This window comes from Parcubacteria group bacterium, assembly GCA_041660065.1.
Taxonomy (GTDB): domain Bacteria; phylum Patescibacteriota; class Minisyncoccia; order Moranbacterales.
Genome location: JBAZXC010000001.1, coordinates 350,026 through 369,186, shown reverse-complemented (window position 1 = coordinate 369,186; position 19,161 = coordinate 350,026). Strand labels below are relative to the sequence as shown.

At 42.2% G+C, this 19,161-nt stretch carries 22 protein-coding genes; 19 read left to right on the top strand and 3 right to left on the bottom strand.

Features of this window, described 5'->3' with window-relative positions; all coding sequences use genetic code 11:
- Nucleotides 1–230: 230 nt before the first annotated feature.
- The 9 genes from WC819_01870 (at nt 231) to WC819_01830 (ending at nt 5,937) form a co-directional block, all read left to right on the top strand.
- Complete coding sequence (locus WC819_01870) at nt 231–1,475, top strand: ATP-binding protein (GenBank protein ID MFA5986079.1); 1,245 nt, start codon at nt 231–233, stop codon at nt 1,473–1,475.
- Nucleotides 1,476–1,854: 379 nt separating this feature from the next.
- Nucleotides 1,855–2,040, top strand: coding sequence for a preprotein translocase subunit SecE (gene secE / locus WC819_01865; GenBank protein MFA5986078.1), 186 nt, complete (start codon nt 1,855–1,857; stop codon nt 2,038–2,040).
- A 45-nt stretch (nt 2,041–2,085) separates the two neighbouring features.
- Nucleotides 2,086–2,631: a transcription termination/antitermination protein NusG gene (gene nusG / locus WC819_01860; GenBank protein ID MFA5986077.1), complete on the top strand. Its 546-nt coding sequence runs from the start codon at nt 2,086–2,088 to the stop codon at nt 2,629–2,631.
- A 40-nt stretch (nt 2,632–2,671) separates the two neighbouring features.
- Nucleotides 2,672–3,100 carry a 50S ribosomal protein L11 gene (gene rplK / locus WC819_01855; GenBank protein MFA5986076.1) on the top strand — a complete coding sequence of 143 codons (429 nt, stop codon included), beginning with the start codon at nt 2,672–2,674 and terminating at the stop codon, nt 3,098–3,100.
- A 48-nt stretch (nt 3,101–3,148) separates the two neighbouring features.
- Nucleotides 3,149–3,403: a GIY-YIG nuclease family protein gene (locus tag WC819_01850; GenBank protein MFA5986075.1), complete on the top strand. Its 255-nt coding sequence runs from the start codon at nt 3,149–3,151 to the stop codon at nt 3,401–3,403.
- 65 nt (nt 3,404–3,468) lie between these two features.
- Nucleotides 3,469–4,140 (top strand): 50S ribosomal protein L1, encoded by a 672-nt coding sequence (rplA, locus tag WC819_01845; protein MFA5986074.1) that lies wholly within the window; start codon nt 3,469–3,471, stop codon nt 4,138–4,140.
- Between the two features lie 111 nt (nt 4,141–4,251).
- Complete coding sequence (locus WC819_01840) at nt 4,252–4,821, top strand: hypothetical protein (GenBank protein MFA5986073.1); 570 nt, start codon at nt 4,252–4,254, stop codon at nt 4,819–4,821.
- Between the two features lie 17 nt (nt 4,822–4,838).
- Entirely contained in the window at nt 4,839–5,336 is a 498-nt protein-coding gene (locus WC819_01835) for a dCMP deaminase family protein (GenBank protein ID MFA5986072.1), read from the top strand.
- Nucleotides 5,337–5,385: 49 nt separating this feature from the next.
- Entirely contained in the window at nt 5,386–5,937 is a 552-nt protein-coding gene (locus WC819_01830) for an AAA family ATPase (protein ID MFA5986071.1), read from the top strand.
- Nucleotides 5,938–5,983: 46 nt separating this feature from the next.
- On the opposite strand, the gene WC819_01825 is transcribed toward WC819_01830, so the two are convergent.
- Nucleotides 5,984–6,997, bottom strand: coding sequence for a metallophosphoesterase (locus WC819_01825; GenBank protein MFA5986070.1), 1,014 nt, complete (start codon nt 6,995–6,997; stop codon nt 5,984–5,986).
- Nucleotides 6,998–7,062: 65 nt separating this feature from the next.
- Between WC819_01825 and WC819_01820 the strand changes: the two genes are divergently transcribed.
- Nucleotides 7,063–8,085, top strand: a complete 1,023-nt coding sequence (locus WC819_01820; protein ID MFA5986069.1) for a CapA family protein — start codon at nt 7,063–7,065, stop codon at nt 8,083–8,085.
- 199 nt (nt 8,086–8,284) lie between these two features.
- The gene (gene rlmN, locus WC819_01815) at nt 8,285–9,313 is read left to right on the top strand and encodes a 23S rRNA (adenine(2503)-C(2))-methyltransferase RlmN (protein ID MFA5986068.1); all 1,029 of its coding nucleotides are present in this window, start codon (nt 8,285–8,287) and stop codon (nt 9,311–9,313) included.
- Nucleotides 9,314–9,412: 99 nt separating this feature from the next.
- Here the strand turns inward: rlmN and priA are convergent, their stop codons facing one another.
- A complete protein-coding gene (gene priA / locus WC819_01810; protein MFA5986067.1) occupies nt 9,413–11,374 on the bottom strand; it encodes a primosomal protein N' in 1,962 nt (653 codons plus the stop codon).
- A 177-nt stretch (nt 11,375–11,551) separates the two neighbouring features.
- On the opposite strand from priA, the gene WC819_01805 reads away from it, so the two are divergent.
- The 3 genes from WC819_01805 to WC819_01795 all read left to right on the top strand — a co-directional run bounded on the left by WC819_01805 (nt 11,552) and on the right by WC819_01795 (nt 14,551).
- Nucleotides 11,552–12,112, top strand: a complete 561-nt coding sequence (locus WC819_01805; protein ID MFA5986066.1) for a hypothetical protein — start codon at nt 11,552–11,554, stop codon at nt 12,110–12,112.
- 21 nt (nt 12,113–12,133) lie between these two features.
- Nucleotides 12,134–12,850: a WecB/TagA/CpsF family glycosyltransferase gene (locus WC819_01800; GenBank protein ID MFA5986065.1), complete on the top strand. Its 717-nt coding sequence runs from the start codon at nt 12,134–12,136 to the stop codon at nt 12,848–12,850.
- Nucleotides 12,851–13,027: 177 nt separating this feature from the next.
- The gene (locus WC819_01795) at nt 13,028–14,551 is read left to right on the top strand and encodes a DUF1566 domain-containing protein (GenBank protein MFA5986064.1); all 1,524 of its coding nucleotides are present in this window, start codon (nt 13,028–13,030) and stop codon (nt 14,549–14,551) included.
- A gap of 65 nt (nt 14,552–14,616) precedes the next feature.
- On the opposite strand, the gene WC819_01790 is transcribed toward WC819_01795, so the two are convergent.
- Nucleotides 14,617–15,348, bottom strand: coding sequence for a hypothetical protein (locus WC819_01790; GenBank protein MFA5986063.1), 732 nt, complete (start codon nt 15,346–15,348; stop codon nt 14,617–14,619).
- Between the two features lie 266 nt (nt 15,349–15,614).
- On the opposite strand from WC819_01790, the gene rpsP reads away from it, so the two are divergent.
- The 5 genes from rpsP (at nt 15,615) to ftsW (ending at nt 19,158) form a co-directional block, all read left to right on the top strand.
- Nucleotides 15,615–15,989 (top strand): 30S ribosomal protein S16, encoded by a 375-nt coding sequence (rpsP, locus tag WC819_01785; protein MFA5986062.1) that lies wholly within the window; start codon nt 15,615–15,617, stop codon nt 15,987–15,989.
- Between the two features lie 204 nt (nt 15,990–16,193).
- On the top strand, nt 16,194–16,712 hold the full coding sequence (gene rplJ / locus WC819_01780) for a 50S ribosomal protein L10 (protein MFA5986061.1): 519 nt from the start codon (nt 16,194–16,196) through the stop codon (nt 16,710–16,712).
- A 54-nt stretch (nt 16,713–16,766) separates the two neighbouring features.
- Nucleotides 16,767–17,180, top strand: coding sequence for a 50S ribosomal protein L7/L12 (gene rplL, locus WC819_01775; GenBank protein ID MFA5986060.1), 414 nt, complete (start codon nt 16,767–16,769; stop codon nt 17,178–17,180).
- 138 nt (nt 17,181–17,318) lie between these two features.
- Nucleotides 17,319–17,987: a tRNA (guanosine(37)-N1)-methyltransferase TrmD gene (trmD, locus tag WC819_01770; GenBank protein ID MFA5986059.1), complete on the top strand. Its 669-nt coding sequence runs from the start codon at nt 17,319–17,321 to the stop codon at nt 17,985–17,987.
- Nucleotides 17,980–19,158, top strand: a complete 1,179-nt coding sequence (gene ftsW, locus WC819_01765; GenBank protein ID MFA5986058.1) for a putative lipid II flippase FtsW — start codon at nt 17,980–17,982, stop codon at nt 19,156–19,158. Before trmD ends, ftsW begins: the two co-directional genes overlap by 8 nt.
- Nucleotides 19,159–19,161: the final 3 nt, after the last annotated feature.

Below are 19,161 nucleotides of genomic sequence, written 5' to 3'. Positions count from 1 at the left end.
GGAATCTAGCGAAACTAAAAAAGATCATTGAAAAATTATGGATCCCCAGTCGAGCTGAGGATGACAATGGAATCTCCAGTCGAGCTCCCTAAATTCTCAGGGCGTGGTAGGATGACAATTGGGGTGGTATGCACCAATCTAGCTGTCGTTTTTATTCTCTGTTTGACATAAAATTCTAGCTTTGCTAAAATGATATTGTAATATAATTTTAGTAAAAAGTATCGAAATATATGTATATAGAGCGAAAAATTGAGCCTCTCATTCTAGACTATTTGGGAAAAAGAGAAATTTTGGCAATTGTCGGTCCGCGGCAATCCGGAAAGACAACTCTTCTCAAAAAGATTCAGGGGCAACTGGAAAATTCGATTTTTTTGAATTTTGAAGACCGAGATGATCTGGAACTTTTTGAGCAGGATATCAAAGGGTTTGCAAAAAAATATTTTCATCATAAATATATTTTTATCGATGAGTTTCAATATTCCAAAAATGGGGGGAAACTATTGAAATATTTGTTCGATACTTTTCCGGAAAACAAGATTATTATTTCCGGCTCCTCAACTATCGATTTGACAATCCATGCCATTAAATATTTGGTTGGACGCGTTTTTGTTTTCAATTTGTATCAACTGGATTTTGAAGAATTTTTGCGCTTTAGAGACGGAAACCTTTTTAAAATTTATGAGGAAAATAAAAAAATAGTTGATTTGAAAAATAATAAAGTCGGCACACTTGATGTCTCAAAAAATATCAATGGGCAAATGAATAATATTTTGGAGGAATTTATTATCTGGGGAGGATACCCGCGTGTCGTCTTGGCTGAAGATATGAAAGAAAAGGAAATGATCCTCAAAAATATTTATAATACCTATTTCTTACGAGACGTTAAGGACTTGCTTGGTTTGGCTGATGATTTTAGACTTTCCAGGTTATTGCGTGCACTTTCGGTACAAATTGGTCAACTGATTGCCTATAACGAGTTGGGAAACATCTCCGGATATGATTATATAACCCTTAAGAAATATATAAACATTTTGGAAAAAACATTCATTTGCAAAACAATTCGACCATTTTTTGTAAATAAGAGAACGGAAATTGTGAAAAACCCAAAAGTGTATTTTTTTGATACGGGACTGCGCAATTACGTCATTGATGACTTTAATAAGTTGGAGAATAGGCTGGATAAAGGTTTTTTGTATGAAAATTTCATTGCCACCCAATTTATTAAAAAGGACATGGAAATGAATTTTTGGCGTACCAAAACTGGTGCTGAAGTGGATTTTGTGATCGACGCTAATAATGAAAAAATTCCCTTGGAAAGTAAAAGCGGTTTCTCCAGTGCCAAAATATCAAAATCGTTGACATCGTTTATCAGAGAATATAATCCACGATGTGCAGTAATTGCCAATGAGAGTTCAATTGAAATTGAAAAGAAAAGCAAAACGCAAATTTATCTTTTGCCACATTGGATCGTATAGGAAATTTGAAGACAATGATTCTCGTTTTCTGAGGGTGTAGAAATTAGGGTGGTAGGGCGTAGATTATTGGGAATATAGAGAAACCAAAAAAGATCATTGAGAGCTTATGGATCCCCAGTCCAGCTGAGGATGACAAGTGGATTCCCAGTGTAGATCCCTAAATGCTCAGGGCGCGACAGGATGACAATGGACCGACATGCGAGCGCGAGAGTAACAACCGGCTATCACCTAACCTCTGACCCTCACCCCCTACAACCTAACTTCTATCACCTACCACCCAATGTCTACTCCCTAAAAAGGTATTTGACAAAAATTGGAAAAAGCGATAGTATGAATGTGTATATAGAGCCCGAGGGGGCTTTTTTAAAATCCAACAAATATGGAGAAAATCAAACAATTTTTGCGGGAGGCCTATGGCGAATTGCGCAGAGTGTCATGGCCGACGCGTGAACAAACGATCCAATACACGACGCTGGTTGTCGTGATCAGTGTGGCAATCGCACTTTTCCTCGGGATATTGGATTATATCTTTGGTGGCATTATCAAAGATGTGCTTTTCAAATAAAATTTTTTTCGTGTAATTTATATCAATAATATTTAGTTCGTATATATGGCAAAACAAACGCAACATCACGGCAAGGCGTGGTATGTTCTTCATACATATTCCGGTTACGAGGATAATGTGGCACGCAATTTGCGACAACGTATCGAATCCATGGACATGCAAGACTACATTTTTGATGTGATCGTCCCTGTGGAAAAAAAGATCAAGATCAAAAACGGCAAACGTGTAACAGTGGAAGAAAAAATTTATCCCGGATATGTATTGGTGCAGATGGTGGTGACGGATGCGTCATGGTATGTGGTGCGCAATACGCCAAATGTAACAGGATTTATCGGACTTGGGACAACGCCGACACCTGTAGATGCCAACGAGATCACTTCCATCAAAAAGAAGATGGGACAAAATGAACCGAAATATCGTATTGATGTAAAGAAAGGGGAAAGCATCAAGATCGTCGATGGACCGTTCAAAGACTTTGATGGAGAAGTAAAAGAGATCGATGAAGCAAAAGGAAAGGTCAAGGTGTTTGTGCTCGTATTTGGTCGCGAAACACCGGTAGAACTGGACTTTCTCCAGATCAAAAAACTTTAAGCAGTTATAAATTATACTATTTATTCACTATTTCAAACATATGGCAGAAAAGAAGATCAAGACAATCATCAAATTGCAGATTCCGGCAGGAAAAGCAAACCCTGCTCCTCCGGTCGGTCCGGCATTGGGTCAACATGGGCTCAATATTCAGGAGTTTTGTTCACAGTTCAATGAGGCATCCAAAGAACGTATGGGTGATATCGTCCCAGTTGCGATCACGGTGTATGAAGATCGCACATTTAAATTTGTGATGAAAACATCACCGGCATCGGATCTGCTCAAGAAGGCAGCCGGAGCACAAAAAGGCGCAAGTAATCCTGTAACGGATAAAGTGGGCAAAGTGACCAAAGCGCAGGTGCGCGAGATCGCAGAAACAAAGATGGAGGATCTCAATGCGGCAAATGTGGAATCCGCGATGAAGATCATCGAAGGCACAGCACGATCTATGGGTATTACAGTAGAAGAATAGGGGTTAACAAATTTACCCTGTTAAATAATTTTAAATTTCCGTAGAGATATGTATTATGTATACGTATTGAAGAGTGAGAAAGATCAAAAAAATTATACAGGGTATACTAAAAATTTAAAATTACGATTTGAACAACATAAAAAAGGTTTGGTTGATTCCACAAAAGACAGAAGGCCGTTAAAATTGATTTATTATGAAGCATCACTTAATCAGCAAGATGCAACACACAGAGAAAAGTATCTCAAAACATATTACGGTAAAATGTTTCTCAAGAATCGGCTCAAATCGTATTTAACAGGGTAAACATTATAACTTTTAAACTCATTGGTGGGAGAGTCAGTGTGACTCGGTAATACCACAACAATATTATGAAAAGAAGCAAGAGATACAATGGTGCAATGGAGAAACGTGTTAGCGAGCAAATGGTATTGGCAGATGCAATAAATTTTGTCAAAGAAAATGCCAAAGCAAAGTTTGACGAATCGATCGAAGTGCATGTACGACTCAATATCGATCCCAAAAAAGGAGAGCAGGCAGTGCGCGGAAGCGTATCGTTGCCACATGGCATCGGCAAAGCCGTTCGTGTTGCTGTGATCACAGAGAGCAAGGCAGACGAGGCAAAAAAGGCGGGTGCAGATATCGTCGGAGGTCAAGAACTCATTGATAAGATCAAGGCGGGTGAATTACCGGAAGCGGATGTTCTCGTAGCAACACCGGACATGATGCCAAAGCTTGCGCCAGTCGCACGCATTCTCGGACCGCGCGGTCTCATGCCAAGTCCAAAAACGGATACCGTGACAGTGAATGTCGGCGAGGCGGTAGAATCACTCAAAAAGGGCAAGGCAAATTTCAAAAATGATAATTCCGGCAATATCCATCAGGTCATCGGCAAAGCGTCATTTGACGGAGAAAAGATCACACAAAATTATAATGCACTGGTCGACTCTGTAAAAGCGTGTCGCACAGAAGCACACAAGGGACAATTTATTACATCAATAAGCATGTGTTCCACAATGGGCCCATCCGTAAAGGTGCAGTAAAGCTCTGAGGAATTCATACAAAACGGTTCATGTGAGTAGCGTGGACTTTTTTGTTGGGGTGCTATATAATTTACAAGTAATACATGATTTTTTATTATAGGGAATAAATTTATGCAAAATAAAAAAATTATTCTTGGGTTGGTGGGAGAAACAGGAAGCGGTAAAGATACGGTTGCACATTACTTGCATAGACGGTATGATGTGGAACTTCTGCGTTTTAGTCGACCGCTCAAGAAGGCGCTGGATCTCTTTTTTGAACAATCATCCAAAGAGGATCAATCATGGCTGTATAGCATATTCAAAGAACGATTTGGGGAGGACGTGTTGCATCGGGGCGTGGCACGTTATATCGCACAGCATGACGGGATCATGTGTGTCAACGGGATGCGCATGATGATGGATCTTGATTTCATCCGCTCTTTCCCTGATAATTATATTATCTATGTGACTGCGGATCAAAAATTGCGATGGAAACGTACGACAAGTCGTGGAGAAAAATCCGACGATAATCAGACATTTGACGCATTTCAGACATTTGAAGCAACAGCAGAAACAGAGAAAGCCATTCCGGCAATTGGCAAAAAAGCGGATTTTACGGTACGCAACGAGGGAACAATGGATGAACTTCTGTGGCAAGTGGATGATGTGATGAAAGAGATCTTAAAAAGTCGTTCTGAATAATTAAGTAGAGCAAATCTATGAAAGGTGATAAGAGAAAAGATTATTTGGACTGGGATGAAACATTTATGCTCATGAGCATGCTTATTGCACAGAGATCCAAAGATCCATCGACACAAGTGGGTGCATGCATCGTCGGTCAGAATAATGTGATCATTGGACTGGGATACAATGGACATCCGCGTGGGTGTCATGATGACAAAATACCATGGAAGCGTGAGGGAAAAGTATTAGATGTAAAATACACGTACGTTGTTCATGCGGAGGCAAATGCGATCATGAATGCAAACAGTTCTGTGAAAGGTTGTCGGATGTATATTAGTCTTTTTCCTTGCAATGAATGTGCAAAGATAATCATCCAGAGCGGGATTGCTGAGGTCGTATATACCTCTGACAAATATGCAGATGTGGACATATTCAAAGCGTCACGTAAGATGTTGCGTATGGCGGGCGTGAAGTTACGTCGGTACGTACCAAAAAATGAATTGCTTTTGCAAAAGATAAAAAAGAAGAAATAATTGGCTGTTGGCTGAGTCTTTATAACTTTATAAACTTTTAACTATATTTATGGCAAAGATCATTATCGGACTTGCGGGAGAGATGGCGAGCGGCAAGGGTACAGTCGCGCAATATTTGGTGGCGGAGAAAAAAGCGTCAACACATCGTTTTTCGACAATGTTGCGTGATGTGTTGGATCGCTTGCATATTGAACAGTCGCGGGACAATTTACAAGAACTTTCACGGATCATTCGAGAAACATATGGACAAGACGCGCTTGCGCATGTGATGGCGGAAGATGTCAAAAAGGATCCTGCGGAAGTGATCGTGGTGGATGGTGTGCGACGGATGGATGACATTGTCTTCCTCAAACAAATTCCGGAGTTCAAGCTCGTGTATATCGATGTGGATATCAAGACACGTTATGAACGCATCATCAAGCGCAGTGAAAATACTGATGATCGTGACAAAACATTTGAGCAGTTCGAAGCAGAGAGCAAGGCAGATGCAGAATTACAAATCGCCGGACTCAAAGAATATGCTGATGTTGTGCTTGATAATAACAGCGATATTGAGAATCTTTACGCGCAGATCGACATACTACTTTCCGATATAGAGTAAGGTGGGTGACTCCGGGTGCTTTGGGACAGTGCCTTATGGTCTTTTTCTATTTGATCGGCTTTTGCTGGAGGGCATTGCCGTTTTCGTCGAGTAGTTTCAATGTGATGTGTGGTCCATCGATAGTGATGTAGAGGAAGCTGCTTTGCCACAGTGTGTTTTTGTATCGCTTACCATTACCAACATTGCCAGCGAGGATATACACGACATTGTCGACGATCCTGTGATCGAATGTGTGTTCATGTCCGGAGAGGACGAGGTCGACATGATGTTTAGCGAGGATGTTTTGGAGGCGCATGCGTCGTGCCTCGTCACAGGTCATGTCATGACACGTTTCGGTGGATTCTTTGTAAAAGTTAATTGGTGGCACGTGAGAAACAACGATGATATTTTCTTTGTCTGTTTTGGTGAGATCATCATCAAGCCATGCCAATTGCGCATCGTCCACACCGTGCTTGAGCGGATAGTCGGATGAGAGGAGGACGAAGTGCGTGTTCTCATGATCAAATGAATGATACAAGATACGATCTTTTTTTGTAGGGTTTTTTATATGAAAAAAAAGTTTGTTCCAGACGTCAACACATTGGTTGCCACATTCGATGTCGTGTTTGCCAAACGCGATGTAATAGGTGGGATAATGGCGATTGAGAAGTGCGAGGAGGTTGGTAATGCGTGAAGGGAGTGTATCGGGCATAGTGATCAAATCTCCGCTAAAGATCGCAAACGTCGGCTTTTGTGCCGCGCCGGATGCCAGCATGTGTTCGAGAATAGCATTGTGTCCGGATGGGACGCCATAATCCTCGGCATCGGCAAGGACGACAAACGAAAATGGCTTTGTTGGCGTGGGCGGCACAGGGTTTTGGGCATTTGCATTTTGCTTTGTTTCTTCGGGTGTAATTTTTGGTAATTCTTCTGGTGCGGATGATGATGCAAGACTGGGAGTCACTGTCGGAGCAGTATCGGTCTGATGTGTAATAAGACGCACAGAAACCATCCCAACAATGACGATGAGGCTAAAAACGGCGAAATAGACGACAAATGTCAGTACCCAATTCCTTTCCATTTCTTCATTATACAATAAAAATATGACTTTGTGTTGTATAATGAAATTGGTTGAATTTATTGCATATGAAAAATACATTAACGACTCTTTTTTTACTTATGGTTGCCACGGGTAGTATGGTGTGGGGCTTTGTTATTTTGTATCATCATCCGGAACAGTTATCGCAAATACAAACTACAGGCGTTGTAGAGCATGCCACTTCTGATGATCTTGGAGCATCAAAAGAAGATGAAAACAATGCGACTCAAGAAGTGCGTCCCGTCACAATTCTCTTTGCAGGTGATATGAATTTTGATCGCCACATCCGGCAGAAAGCGCGTCAAAATGGTTATGAGAATATTTTGGCAGGGACAAAAGATGTAATGCGCGGCAGTGATTGTGTGTTTGCCAATCTCGAAGGACCGGTGACAGAAAATGCATCGGTGTCGGAAGGATCGGCATTTGGCTCCGCACAAAATTATCAATTTACATTTGATCCGCAGGTAGTCGATGTACTCAAAAATACACATGTGTGTGCAGTCAACCTCGGCAACAATCACATGAACAATTTTGGTAACGAGGGGATCCGGAGTACCAAAAAATTCTTGGAAGAAAAAGGTATCACGTATGTCGGTGATACGGGATCGCCGGAAGAAAAACGGTTTGATGTTCTCCATATTGGCGGTATGGCGATCGGCGTGGTGAATTATAACGCATTTGTACCGGATGCGCGCGAACATGTATTTGCCGACCTGGCCGCTGTAAAAAATGAAAGTGATTTTGTGGTGGTCTATACACATTGGGGTGTAGAATATGCAACACAATCGCGTAGTGTGGAAAGAGAACTTGCACATGCGCTGATCGACGCCGGTAGTGATGTGATCATCGGATCGCATCCGCACGTCGTACAAGATGCAGAGGAATATAACGGCAAGCAGATCTATTATTCATTGGGCAATTTTGTGTTTGATCAATATTTCCGTCCAGAGACACAAAAAGGTCTCATGGTAGGCGTGACTTTTGACAAAGAACATGATACACTGACTTTTCGTGAGCATACTGTTTGCATGAAAAATACCGGTCAAACGGTAGTATGTGATGCTAAGTAACTGCCTAACATCTCAACACCAAAAAATGGCTTGTCGGCTGAAATGCCAAAATTTCGGCTACAAAAAACGTAAGTTTCGTCGGGTTATCACCCGATAGCTCTCCCTCAACTTCCGTTTTTTTCGCTCGAAATTTTGGCATTTCAACTCGACATGAGATATTAGACAGTTACTAAGTAGCCACGTAAAAATAAGACATTATATGAATATCACACAGTTATCGACATATCTCTCAGAACATAAGCATCCGGATTTTCGCCGCAAGCAGATCATCAAGGGCATTGTGCAAGACGGTTGTGCAACATACGCGGAGATCACGACAATTCCACGAGCATTGCAAGAAGAATTATTACGCAATGTGCCGATTTTGCCGTTTACTGTGGTCAAAATACACGCCTCGCAAGACGGTCGCGCGATCAAAGCGCTGTTACAACTGACAGAGGGTAAGCACATGATCGAGACCGTTTTGATTTCTCCCAAACCACAAATGTGGTCAGCGTGCATTTCATCGCAAGTTGGCTGTGCGATGGGGTGCGCTTTTTGTGCAACGGGAAAATTGGGTTTGGTACGCAATCTTACAACGGATGAGATCACAAGTCAGGTGCTTTTGTGGCGTCAATATCTGAAGCAACATAATATCATCGACACATTTGCCAATATCGTCTACATGGGCATGGGAGAACCGTTTATGAATTGGAAGAATGTCAAAGAGAGCATTGACATATTGACGGATAAGGACCTCTTTGGATTTGCCAATCGCGGGCTCTCTATCTCCACATCGGGCATTGTGTCGGGGATCATGGATTTTGCAGATACGTGTCCACAGATCAATCTGGCGATTTCCTTGCATTTCGTATCTGATGCAAAACGTACAAAATACATGCCGGTGAACAATGGATACGATCTCTCACAATTGCGTCACGCATTGCAATATTATCTATCCAAAAACAAACGCAAAATTTTCATCGAATATATTATGTTAAAAGGGATCAATGATACGCCGGAAGATGCACGCTTGCTTGCGCAATACGTTGCATCGATCGGACATATGCAACTTCTTCATATCAATCTGATCCGTTACAACGCGATCGGAGAAAACTTCTCACCGTCAGAACGAGAAACGGTCAAAAAATTTCAATCGATCATGCAAAAAGCGCATATCCCGTGCACGATCCGCAAGAGTGTCGGCGATGATATCAGTGGCGCATGCGGACAACTGGCAGGGAAATAAGATCTTTGACTGGTCGCTTTCTCCCCGCTATGGTGAGAGAAGGGGTTGATTTGATATTATTCTTTTTATTTGTCATTCCGGACGTGATCCGGAATCTTTTTATACGATAGAAATCGGATCCATATCAATCGACCATGCGAGGTCACAGTCGCGTAATATATAGTGTAATGCTTGCGGAATCTTTTTGTGTGCACAACGTACAACGATTTGGCGATAGTATTTTGTGCGTACTTTATTCACGAGGGGATCATGCGGTTCTGAGACGCGAATTTTTGGATCACTTTTGCACACATCACAGAGTGTGGCATATTTTTCTTTGACAAGTGCATGCACTTTTTCTTTTGTATCTCCTTTGCACGTCAGTTTGATGAGTTGTGTATATGGCGGATAGGAAAGTACTTTGCGCAGATCCAACTCTTCACGATAAAACCCGTCAAAGTCATATGTGCCTGCATAGCGCAGGGCAGGATTCTCCGGTTGAAATGTTTGCACAAGTACGGTGCCGTGATGTGTGCGTGCGGTGAGTTGCATGATATAGGAAAACGCTTTTTCGTTGCCATCGTATGATGGAAGGCTCAGGAGGTCGTCCATATCAATGATACCGACCAGTGTCACATTGTCGCCGTGCCAGCCTTTTGTGATCATCTGTGTACCGATCACGACATCGATCTTCTTGTCACGGAAATCATCGTAGATCTTTTTATGCGCACCTGTCTTTTTCATTGTCGAGGAATCCACTACTGCGATGCGCGCTTTGGGGAGGGCTTTGTGTAATTCTTTGGCGATGCGCTGTGTGCCGATGCCGATATGTTCAACAGGTGCTTTACACGCAGTGCATTTTGCGCTGGATGGCATGGTGAAAGAGCAATGAATACACATGTACTTTTTGGATGAGTGATGAATGAGTGCGCGATCGCATGTGGGACACAACACAACCGTGCGACATTTGGTACAGAGCGAAAAAGCACTTTCCCCTTGACGATTGACAAAAAGTAAAACTTGTTTGTTTTTTTGCAAAGCAGTCTTGATCTGATATGTCAGCGTGCGTGAAAGAGGTGAGCGGTTTTTGTCCCAGCGTTCCTTTTTCATATCAACGATCTCAATTTTTGCATGGGCGTGCGCGGGGGATTGGACAAATGTGAGGGACGCGTCTTTGGTGAGTTTGTGCACATAATCCACCGCACGCGGGGCAGCGGATGTGAGGATGTGCGTGGCATTATGTAATGTGGCAAGCGTATAGGACACCGTGCGTGCGTCATAAAGGGGATAATGGTCCCATTGTTTGTGCGACGGATCATGTGCTTCGTCGATGATCACTGTCGCCAGTTTGGTAAACGGTGCGAAAAGCGCACTGCGTGTGCCAATGATGACGCGTACTTTGCCTGTACGGATCGCTCGCCACTTGTGATAATATTGTCCGCGTGGAATTTTGCTGTGGAGGATCGCGACCTCATCTGCAGGAAAAAATTGATGAAAGAATTCTGAAATATAGGGTGTCTGCATCAGTTCCGGGAGAATGTATAAAGTTTGAGATGTACTCTCGGCGTGGATCTTTTGAAGCAATCCGAGAAGGATCGTCATCTTGTCATGGACAACTGGGGCGTGGAGAAAAAAGGATCTAGATGTCTTATGCGTAGTGAATAATTGTGCAATGATATCTTCTTGCGCCACATTTGTTTCGATCGTGTGTTTTTTAATACGAAGAGTGACTGGTGTGCCACGCATCATCGTGCGTTGGGGGACAAAGTGTTTGAGTACGAGTCCGAGAGGGGCATAATAGTATTCTGAAATATACTGTGCCAACTCCAGTTGTTCTTTCGTGAGAAAATCCTTCTCAATGATCTTCGTGACTCGTTTGATCTGAAATTGACTTTCGCGCGGGAAATCCGGTGCGCTATCTGTCACAATACCTTCGATCGTGCGCCGACCTATTGAAATTGACACAAGCGTTCCAGTGGATAACATCTCATGCCACATATAAAAGAACGACTGATCGCGTGAAAGGGCAATGCGTGTAAGCGGAGCAACAGAAATGAGGTATTTTTTGTCTGACGTATCCATGGGGGTATTGTAGCATATTTGGTGAGTTAACATTTAGTTAATCCCGGTGTTCGCTTTTTGTTATCTTTTGCGTGATATGATAATACTATAAAAGTAACCTGCAAAAAACACCGTTTTGGTATCATCATAAACGATGTTATACTTGTAGGGACATGATTAATCTATTTATCAATATATATGCAACAGAAATTATTCATCGGGATCGATCTCGATACACATTTTAAGAGGGCAATTTCGCGTGCGATACGTCCGTGGCAGGAACTGCCGATCAAGTGGCACAAAGAAGACAGTTTTCATGTTGGTCTCATCACAATTGGTTGGGTGAGTGACAGTGATTTCTTGCAGATTGAAAACGCTCTTTTGGAGTTAAGTGCAAAAACACCCTCTTTTTCGCTTTCTTTTACAAAGGTTGTAGCGCGAAGCAAAGACATCAACAAAACCGATCCTCGTGACGCACAGCGTGTACAAGTTATTGGGGAGGACAGTGAGATGCTAAAGGAGTTATATTACGCAATTGGGAAAGCATTGCATTTACCACTCGGAAAAAATGTCTCATTTCGGCCAGTCATTGCATTGGGCAGTATGCGCGCGCAGAAGTGGCAGGAACTCACGGAATATCCGCCGATGGAAATGCCGTTACCTTTTGAGATGGATGTCAGTGCACTTACACTTTTTGAAAGCACTCATGTTGATGACACATGGCAATTTGAGCCGGTATGTGTCTTTGATTTGCGATAAAAATCTCCAATAGGTCTCATTATGACAAATAATCAAAGTGTTCGTATTTGTGGAGTAGATGTAACCAATGTGTCTTGCGTAGAGATCGAGAAAGCGATTTCGCGATTTTTGCAAGAAAATATAGCACGACAAGTTGTCACCATCAATCCGGAGTTTCTCTATACTGCGCGGCACGATAAGGATTTTCGTGCCGTACTCAATTCAGCAGATCTGCAAGTGGTCGATGGCTTCGGTGTGTCGTGTGCTTTTTTCTGGCGCGGAAAGCGTGTGCAATGCCGTATGACGGGTGTGGAATTGATGTGGCAGTTACTTGATCATGCAGATCGCGGGAGACTGTCGGTTTTTCTCGCGACCAATGCATTTGGCTTGACACAGTGGCAGGATATGCACAATGTGATCCGATTGCGGTATCCGCATATTAGGGTTATCGGCGCAAATATGGATCCGCATGCACCGCATATCGATCCGGAGACATCTGCCGATATCGTCTTGTGTAACTTTGGTGCACCGTATCAAGAGATGTTCATCCATATGCTCAAAGATCGCAACGCATGTAGAGTAGGGATCGGTGTCGGCGGGGCATTTGACTTTGCAACCGGCAAGGTCAAACGTGCACCGCACTGGATGCGCCGATGCGGCTGTGAATGGCTCTTTCGTTTTGCACAACAACCCCGGCGCATCAAGAGGATTATTCGTGCAGTGATCATTTTCCCGCTCTATGTATTACGCGGTAAGTAATTGAAAAGAAAAGCAAAATAAAAAATTACATTTTATAACATCAATGTGACAGGAAACAGTTGATGCCGTTCTTTCACAACCAAAAATCACATAAAGGAGGGAACACACAAAGAAACCGAAGGCTTAACATCATTCACAATATTGTAACCAAAAAACCACAAACCAAAGAGGTAACGCATGCGATGGAAATGTCTTACACTGATCATTTTTCTACTATGTTTTACAAGCAATGCAACAGCAGAGATCATTTCTCTTCCAAAAACAGGACAAAGTGATGATGGTCCCGGAGGTATACCGCTACCCGAACCACGATTCACTCTCAACAACGACAATCTCACCGTAACAGACAATCTCACCGGTCTCATATGGACCAAAAATGCAAATCTGACCGGCAATCGCAGAACGTGGCAGCAAATGCTCAGTTACATTGCAAATATGAATGCCACAAGCTATGCGGGACGCACTGATTGGCGCATGCCAAACATGAATGAACTTCTCAGTCTTGTTGATCATGGACGCACAGCTCCAGCTCTTGCACAAAATCATCCATTCACGAATCTGCAGACAACCTATCCCTACTATTACTATTTCACATCAACGTCTATCGCAAATCAGACAACGGCAGCAAGTGTGGTGGAATTTGATCGCGGAAGTACCGCAGTTACCGGGAAAACAAGCCCTTTTAATCTGTGGCCTGTGTGCGGGGAAAGTACCGGACCGGCTAAACTGTCAAAAACATGGCAAAAGACATCCTATGCCACGGGTGATGATGGCAACCTCCAAAAAGGTGTCGGCTGGGATAGCTATAGATTTACTGATAATGGGGATAGCACGGTCACAGACAATCTCACCGGTCTCATGTGGACCAAAAACTCACAACTCACCTATGACATCACATGGCTCAATGCTGTCAGTTATGTCAACGGCATGAATGCCGGCACAAATCCAAATTTTGGTCATACGGATTGGCGCATGCCAAATATCAATGAACTGAAAAGTTTGATGGACATGGGTCGAATCGCTCCGGCATTGCCGGTCGGACATCCATTCACAAACGTTTCCAATGCACATCACTGGACATCCACCACGCTGGAAGTGAATTCCGGCTATGCGTGGCACGCGTCACTGTGGTGGGGAGAAAAGAATTACACGCCAAAAAACGCAAGCTATATTACGCGTTTGTGGGTGGTGCGAGGTACTCCTCCGTCTAAAATTTTATCTCCTGTCATTGGAGAATTGGGAATCGTCAATAATCAAGATGATTGCCCTACTGATAAATGGTGTTTTAATCAACATGGTACAGGGGCACATACAGCTACGGGTGGAATAGGAAGTTCTGATGACACATGGGCATGGGATATTAATTTGAATTTTCCAAGCTATGATTATGATAATGCCCAACCGGTCTATGCAACCACTTCAGGTATTGTCACTCAAACATATGCTGGTGCCATAAACGCAGGAGGAAATTATGGTCAAGTTCTTATTGAGCATGAATATAATGGTAGTAAATGGTGGAGTGGGTATCTCCATTTAACCAATATTCAAGTTGCTATAGGAAATACTGTGTCTACAAGCACAATAATCGGATATATTTCCAACACTGGGACAGACAACAATCATTTGCACTTTGTTGTTTACTCTGGAAAAAATACATCTGGAAATCTACATAGTTTTAGTCCGCAAATTATTGAGCGTTGATTGTACAATTATAAAGACGAAATTCTGTAATAGAATTTCGTCTTTTTTCTTTAATGCTAAAATTTCTATTTTATTTCGTATGAAATAGTAGATAAGAATTTTTCAATAAAATCTCCAACAAATAAATCATCATGCACAAAATCCACTCCGATAACACCATCGCGTAATTTGACAAAACATCCTTTGGAAAAATTACCATCTTTTTCTAATTTTTGATACATAAAGGCATCAGCATCAATGTTCGAAAGATGCACAGATGGAAGATTATATTTTTGAGGAATTTCTGAAATTAACTGTAGAAACTTTTCATTTGCGGATAGTGTAATTTTTTCGTCCAATGAACATTGTTTTTTTGTAGATGGACAGCCTAATAGGCTATAATTTGTAATCCTAATATATGGTTTTGATGTTTTTTGATCTTGGGAGGAAAAAATATTATGCACTGAGGCGTAATTCATATCATTGCAACACTGAAAGTACCAGTTTTCAGGATAATAAAAGACAATCTGTGGAAAAAAATAATTTGAATGTGAAAAAAGATCGGGATTATTCCAGAAGTTTTTATGAGAAACCATTTTCCAATCACTTGCTATGAGCAAATCTTCTTTTGTAATATTTTTATTTACATCGTCAAGAACTCCTTTTTTTTGACTTAATCGCGGTTGAACAACAGTCGGCGCGATATTCGTTTTGATCGAAGTATTTTTTACACACAGAAATGTAAATCCTGCAACTGTTGCAGCAATGATGATAAGAATTGTCGTGCCGAGTATTGTGGAAACTTTCTGATCTTTCATATTTTTATTTTGATATTTTATTTTTCTATTATATCAGGAAAATGTGAATAATAAAAATTGAAATCTGGAAACACGCTCTAATTTATCATGACCGGAAAGATAGAGAAACTGTTGATGCAAATGTCCGCTTTGCGCTGTGTGATGAATAATCGTGGAATATTGACAAAAAATGAGATATTGGTTATGCTATACAGTACATGCTTTACTACTCATGAGAGTACATGCTCATGCGGTTGTTTGATTAGTCTATAATAATAAGTGAAATTATGTTGGTAATACGGTACAGTCGTGTCGGAAGACACAATCACGCGCAATATCGCATCGTGGTACAGGAAAAAACGAAGTCACCGAAAGGAAAACACATCGCAGTCGTGGGAAGCCATGATCCTCATCTCAAGCAAACAGTTTTGAAAGAGGAAAAGATCAAGCAATTTTTGGCAAATGGTGCACAGCCATCTGATAGCGTGTACAATCTTTTGGTCAGAAATGGCGTGATCAAAGGCGCAAAACGTGTTGTAAAAGTCCCTGCAAAACCAACGCCGGAGCCGGAAGCGGTTGCTGAAGTCGTGGAAGAAAAGACAAAAGAGGCGGAGAGTGTGGAAAAGACAGAAAAAACACCAGAAGCAACTCCAGTAGCGTAAATGAGTTGACAGTTGTTGCATATTGCGATACGATAGGGGAGTTTTGAAAAAATGAATACGCACAAATGCTCCGCAGAAGCAAGGCAGGACATAAGTCCTTGTGAGGAACATTGATGATGTAGGTAATTACGTCTATTAATGAGTTCTGCGAAGTTTGACCGCAGGATTTTTTAATTGCATAAATGGGTTAACGCAAAGAAATATATGCTCACACGACAACAAAAAGAGGTGATTGTCGCAAAGTTGACAAAAGAACTCAAATCGTCCCCCGCATGTGTCTTGGCTGATTTCAAAGGCCTAAACGCAAATGATATGGTGACGCTCAAGAGAGATCTTCGTCAGGCGGGATCGACATTTCAGATCATCAAGAAAAAACTATTGGCGATCGCACTCAAAAATAACAACATTGAGATCGATCCAAAATCATTTGAAGGACAGATCGCAGTGAGTGTATCTCCGGATGAGGTGACAAGCGCAAAGATCATTTTTGACACAGCAAAGAAAAATGAGAACATCAAAATCGTTGGCGGTGTGCTTGGAGAGAAATTGATGAGCGTGGATGAAGTGAATGTATTGGCAAAATTGCCGTCACGCGACGAACTCCGTGCGCGACTCCTCGGACAATTGCAGGCGCCGATCAGTGGTTTCGTCAATGTGTTGGCTGGTGTGCCGCGTACATTCGTACAAGCACTTTCAGCGATCAAAGACAGCAAAGAATCATAATATTTTCCATGTAATTTATTTATAAATTAATTAATAAGTTTAACCAATAATCCTATGACAGAGGAAAAAAAGGCAGAAGAAAAAGAAGTAGTAGTGCCAAAGAAGTTTGAAAAGATCGTCAAAGAGATCGAAGAGATGAGTGTTCTCGATCTTGCGGAGTTGATCAAAGTTCTCGAAGAGAAATTTGGCGTGTCTGCTGCTGCTCCGGTAGCGATGGCTATGCCGGTAGCTGGCGGTGAAGCTGCTGCGGAAGAGAAAACAGCATTTGATGTAGAATTGGCAGCAGTTGGTGCATCAAAGATCAATGTGATCAAAGCAGTGCGTGAGATCACAGGTCTTGGTTTAAAAGAAGCAAAAGACATGGTAGATGCTGCACCAAAAGTGATCAAAGAGGGTGTATCAAAAGAAGAGGCTGAAAAAGTAAAAGCAAAGCTTGAAGAAGCTGGCGCAACAGTAAGTGTAAAATAGTCTTTCTCGGTGAATATCGCATGCACGAAAACCATCCGCCCAAGGCGGATGGTTTTTGATTTGCGATAATTTTTCCCATAATATATAATGTTCTACTTTTAAAATACTCAAAAAAAGGGTACAATAAGAGCTACACATATGATAAAGATCGATTTTCTGACAATTTTTCCGGAATTGGTCCGTCCATATATGGAAGGGTCGATCATGAAACGCGCATGTGATGCAGGTGTGGCGTCTTTCGGTTATACGGATATTCGTGATTTTGCAGAGGATAAACATCATCGTGTGGATGATACGCCGTATGGTGGCGGTGCGGGTATGGTGATGCAAGTTGCACCGATTCATCGTGCAGTTGTGCAGGTTGTGGAAAACAGTGATATACAGAGAGATCGACGAATCATTTTACTCTCTGCAAAAGGTAAACGATTTACACAATCTGACGCACAGCGATTGAAAAATTATAAACACGTAATTTTTATCTGCGGTCGGTATGAAGGTGTGGACGAGCGTGTTGCGGAACATATTGCAGATGAGGAGTTGTCAATCGGGGATTATGTACTTACCGGTGGTGAGTTGGGAGCAATGGTTATTGCGGATAGCATCGTACGCTTGCTTCCGGGCGTCTTGGGTAATGCGGAAAGTATTATACATGAATCACACGCCACAGAAGGATATTGTGAACATCCGCAATACACTAAACCGGAAGATTTCAATGGGTGGCATGTGCCGGATGTATTGCTTTCCGGCAATCATCAATTGATCGAAAAGTGGCGAAGTGAACACAGTAAAAAAACAGATAATGTTTAAGAAAAAAAGTAGAGTAGTACACTCGAAAAAACAAAATAAAAATAAAATTTCTCGAGAGACATTGCACTTTTCCGGTGCATCTGATCGCATGCTTTTTGGCATTGTGGGCATTTTGACGGTTTTTGGTGTCCTTATGGTGGCATCGGCGGGCATCGTCTATGCGGATGTGCGGTTTGGTGATCCATATTTTTTTTTCAAAAGACAACTGATCGGCGTAGTGTTGGGTTTGGTCTTACTGGTTGTTTTTAGTCGTATCGATTATCATTTTTTTCGTAAATGGGCGCATGTGATCTATCTTTCCGCGATTACTCTTCTTGTGCTTATTTTGGTGCCCGAATTCGGCATTACGGCATATGGTGCAAGCCGTTGGCTCAATCTTGGTCCTATCCCATCTTTTCAACCATCTGAAATGATGAAGTTGGCATTGATCCTCTATATTGCGGCGTGGTGCAGTGGCAAAGGTGCAAAAGTGATTGAAGACTTTTATACGGGTCTCATCCCATTTCTGGGAATTATCGGTTTGCCATGCGTTTTAGTTTTGATGCAGCCAAATGTGGGAACGACGAGTATTTTGGTGTTTATTGCCCTTGCGGTTTTTTATCTTGCGGGTGCAAGATCAAAACATATTTTTGGCGTGATCGGGCTGGGAGTGGCCGGGATCATTATCTTGATCATTGCCGCGCCATATCGCATGGCACGTTTTATGTCATTTATCAATCCGGAGGCTGACCCACAGGGGACAGGTTATCAGATCCAACAAGCACTGATCGCAATTGGTAGCGGAGGATGGCTTGGCGTTGGTTTGGGACATAGCAAACAAAAAGGATTATATCTTCCGGAACCGGTCGGAGATTCGATCTTTGCGATCATTTCCGAAGAACTCGGTCTCATCGGCGCACTGATCGTTTTGATCTTTTTTTTCCTATTTGCGTGGCGTGGGATGAAAATTGCTGCTAATGCGCCGGACGTATTTGGCAAGCTTGTTGCAGGGGGTATAACTGTGTGGATCACCGGTCAAGCGATCATTAACATCGCTGCGATCACATCGCTCATGCCACTCACGGGCATCCCGATGCCTTTTATCAGTTATGGAGGCACATCAATTATTTTTTCGTTGGCGGCTGTGGGGATTTTGCTCAATATTTCCAAGCAATCAAAAGAAAAAATTTGAATG

What these genes read in the sequence shown, in the direction of transcription:
- rplK (MFA5986076.1), top strand. Translation starts at nt 2,672, where the DNA reads ATGGCAGAAAAGAAGATCAAGACAATCATCAAATTGCAGATTCCGGCA.
- WC819_01805 (MFA5986066.1), top strand. Translation starts at nt 11,552, where the DNA reads ATGCAACAGAAATTATTCATCGGGATCGATCTCGATACACATTTTAAG.
- WC819_01795 (MFA5986064.1), top strand. Translation starts at nt 13,028, where the DNA reads ATGCGATGGAAATGTCTTACACTGATCATTTTTCTACTATGTTTTACA.
- rplL (MFA5986060.1), top strand. Translation starts at nt 16,767, where the DNA reads ATGACAGAGGAAAAAAAGGCAGAAGAAAAAGAAGTAGTAGTGCCAAAG.
- secE (MFA5986078.1), top strand. Translation starts at nt 1,855, where the DNA reads ATGGAGAAAATCAAACAATTTTTGCGGGAGGCCTATGGCGAATTGCGC.
- WC819_01790 (MFA5986063.1), bottom strand. Translation starts at nt 15,348, where the DNA reads ATGAAAGATCAGAAAGTTTCCACAATACTCGGCACGACAATTCTTATC.
- nusG (MFA5986077.1), top strand. Translation starts at nt 2,086, where the DNA reads ATGGCAAAACAAACGCAACATCACGGCAAGGCGTGGTATGTTCTTCAT.
- rplA (MFA5986074.1), top strand. Translation starts at nt 3,469, where the DNA reads ATGAAAAGAAGCAAGAGATACAATGGTGCAATGGAGAAACGTGTTAGC.
- WC819_01835 (MFA5986072.1), top strand. Translation starts at nt 4,839, where the DNA reads ATGAAAGGTGATAAGAGAAAAGATTATTTGGACTGGGATGAAACATTT.
- WC819_01870 (MFA5986079.1), top strand. Translation starts at nt 231, where the DNA reads ATGTATATAGAGCGAAAAATTGAGCCTCTCATTCTAGACTATTTGGGA.
- WC819_01825 (MFA5986070.1), bottom strand. Translation starts at nt 6,997, where the DNA reads ATGGAAAGGAATTGGGTACTGACATTTGTCGTCTATTTCGCCGTTTTT.
- WC819_01800 (MFA5986065.1), top strand. Translation starts at nt 12,134, where the DNA reads ATGACAAATAATCAAAGTGTTCGTATTTGTGGAGTAGATGTAACCAAT.
- rplJ (MFA5986061.1), top strand. Translation starts at nt 16,194, where the DNA reads ATGCTCACACGACAACAAAAAGAGGTGATTGTCGCAAAGTTGACAAAA.
- ftsW (MFA5986058.1), top strand. Translation starts at nt 17,980, where the DNA reads ATGTTTAAGAAAAAAAGTAGAGTAGTACACTCGAAAAAACAAAATAAA.
- rpsP (MFA5986062.1), top strand. Translation starts at nt 15,615, where the DNA reads ATGTTGGTAATACGGTACAGTCGTGTCGGAAGACACAATCACGCGCAA.
- WC819_01840 (MFA5986073.1), top strand. Translation starts at nt 4,252, where the DNA reads ATGCAAAATAAAAAAATTATTCTTGGGTTGGTGGGAGAAACAGGAAGC.
- WC819_01820 (MFA5986069.1), top strand. Translation starts at nt 7,063, where the DNA reads ATGAAAAATACATTAACGACTCTTTTTTTACTTATGGTTGCCACGGGT.
- priA (MFA5986067.1), bottom strand. Translation starts at nt 11,374, where the DNA reads ATGGATACGTCAGACAAAAAATACCTCATTTCTGTTGCTCCGCTTACA.
- WC819_01830 (MFA5986071.1), top strand. Translation starts at nt 5,386, where the DNA reads ATGGCAAAGATCATTATCGGACTTGCGGGAGAGATGGCGAGCGGCAAG.
- WC819_01850 (MFA5986075.1), top strand. Translation starts at nt 3,149, where the DNA reads ATGTATTATGTATACGTATTGAAGAGTGAGAAAGATCAAAAAAATTAT.
- rlmN (MFA5986068.1), top strand. Translation starts at nt 8,285, where the DNA reads ATGAATATCACACAGTTATCGACATATCTCTCAGAACATAAGCATCCG.
- trmD (MFA5986059.1), top strand. Translation starts at nt 17,319, where the DNA reads ATGATAAAGATCGATTTTCTGACAATTTTTCCGGAATTGGTCCGTCCA.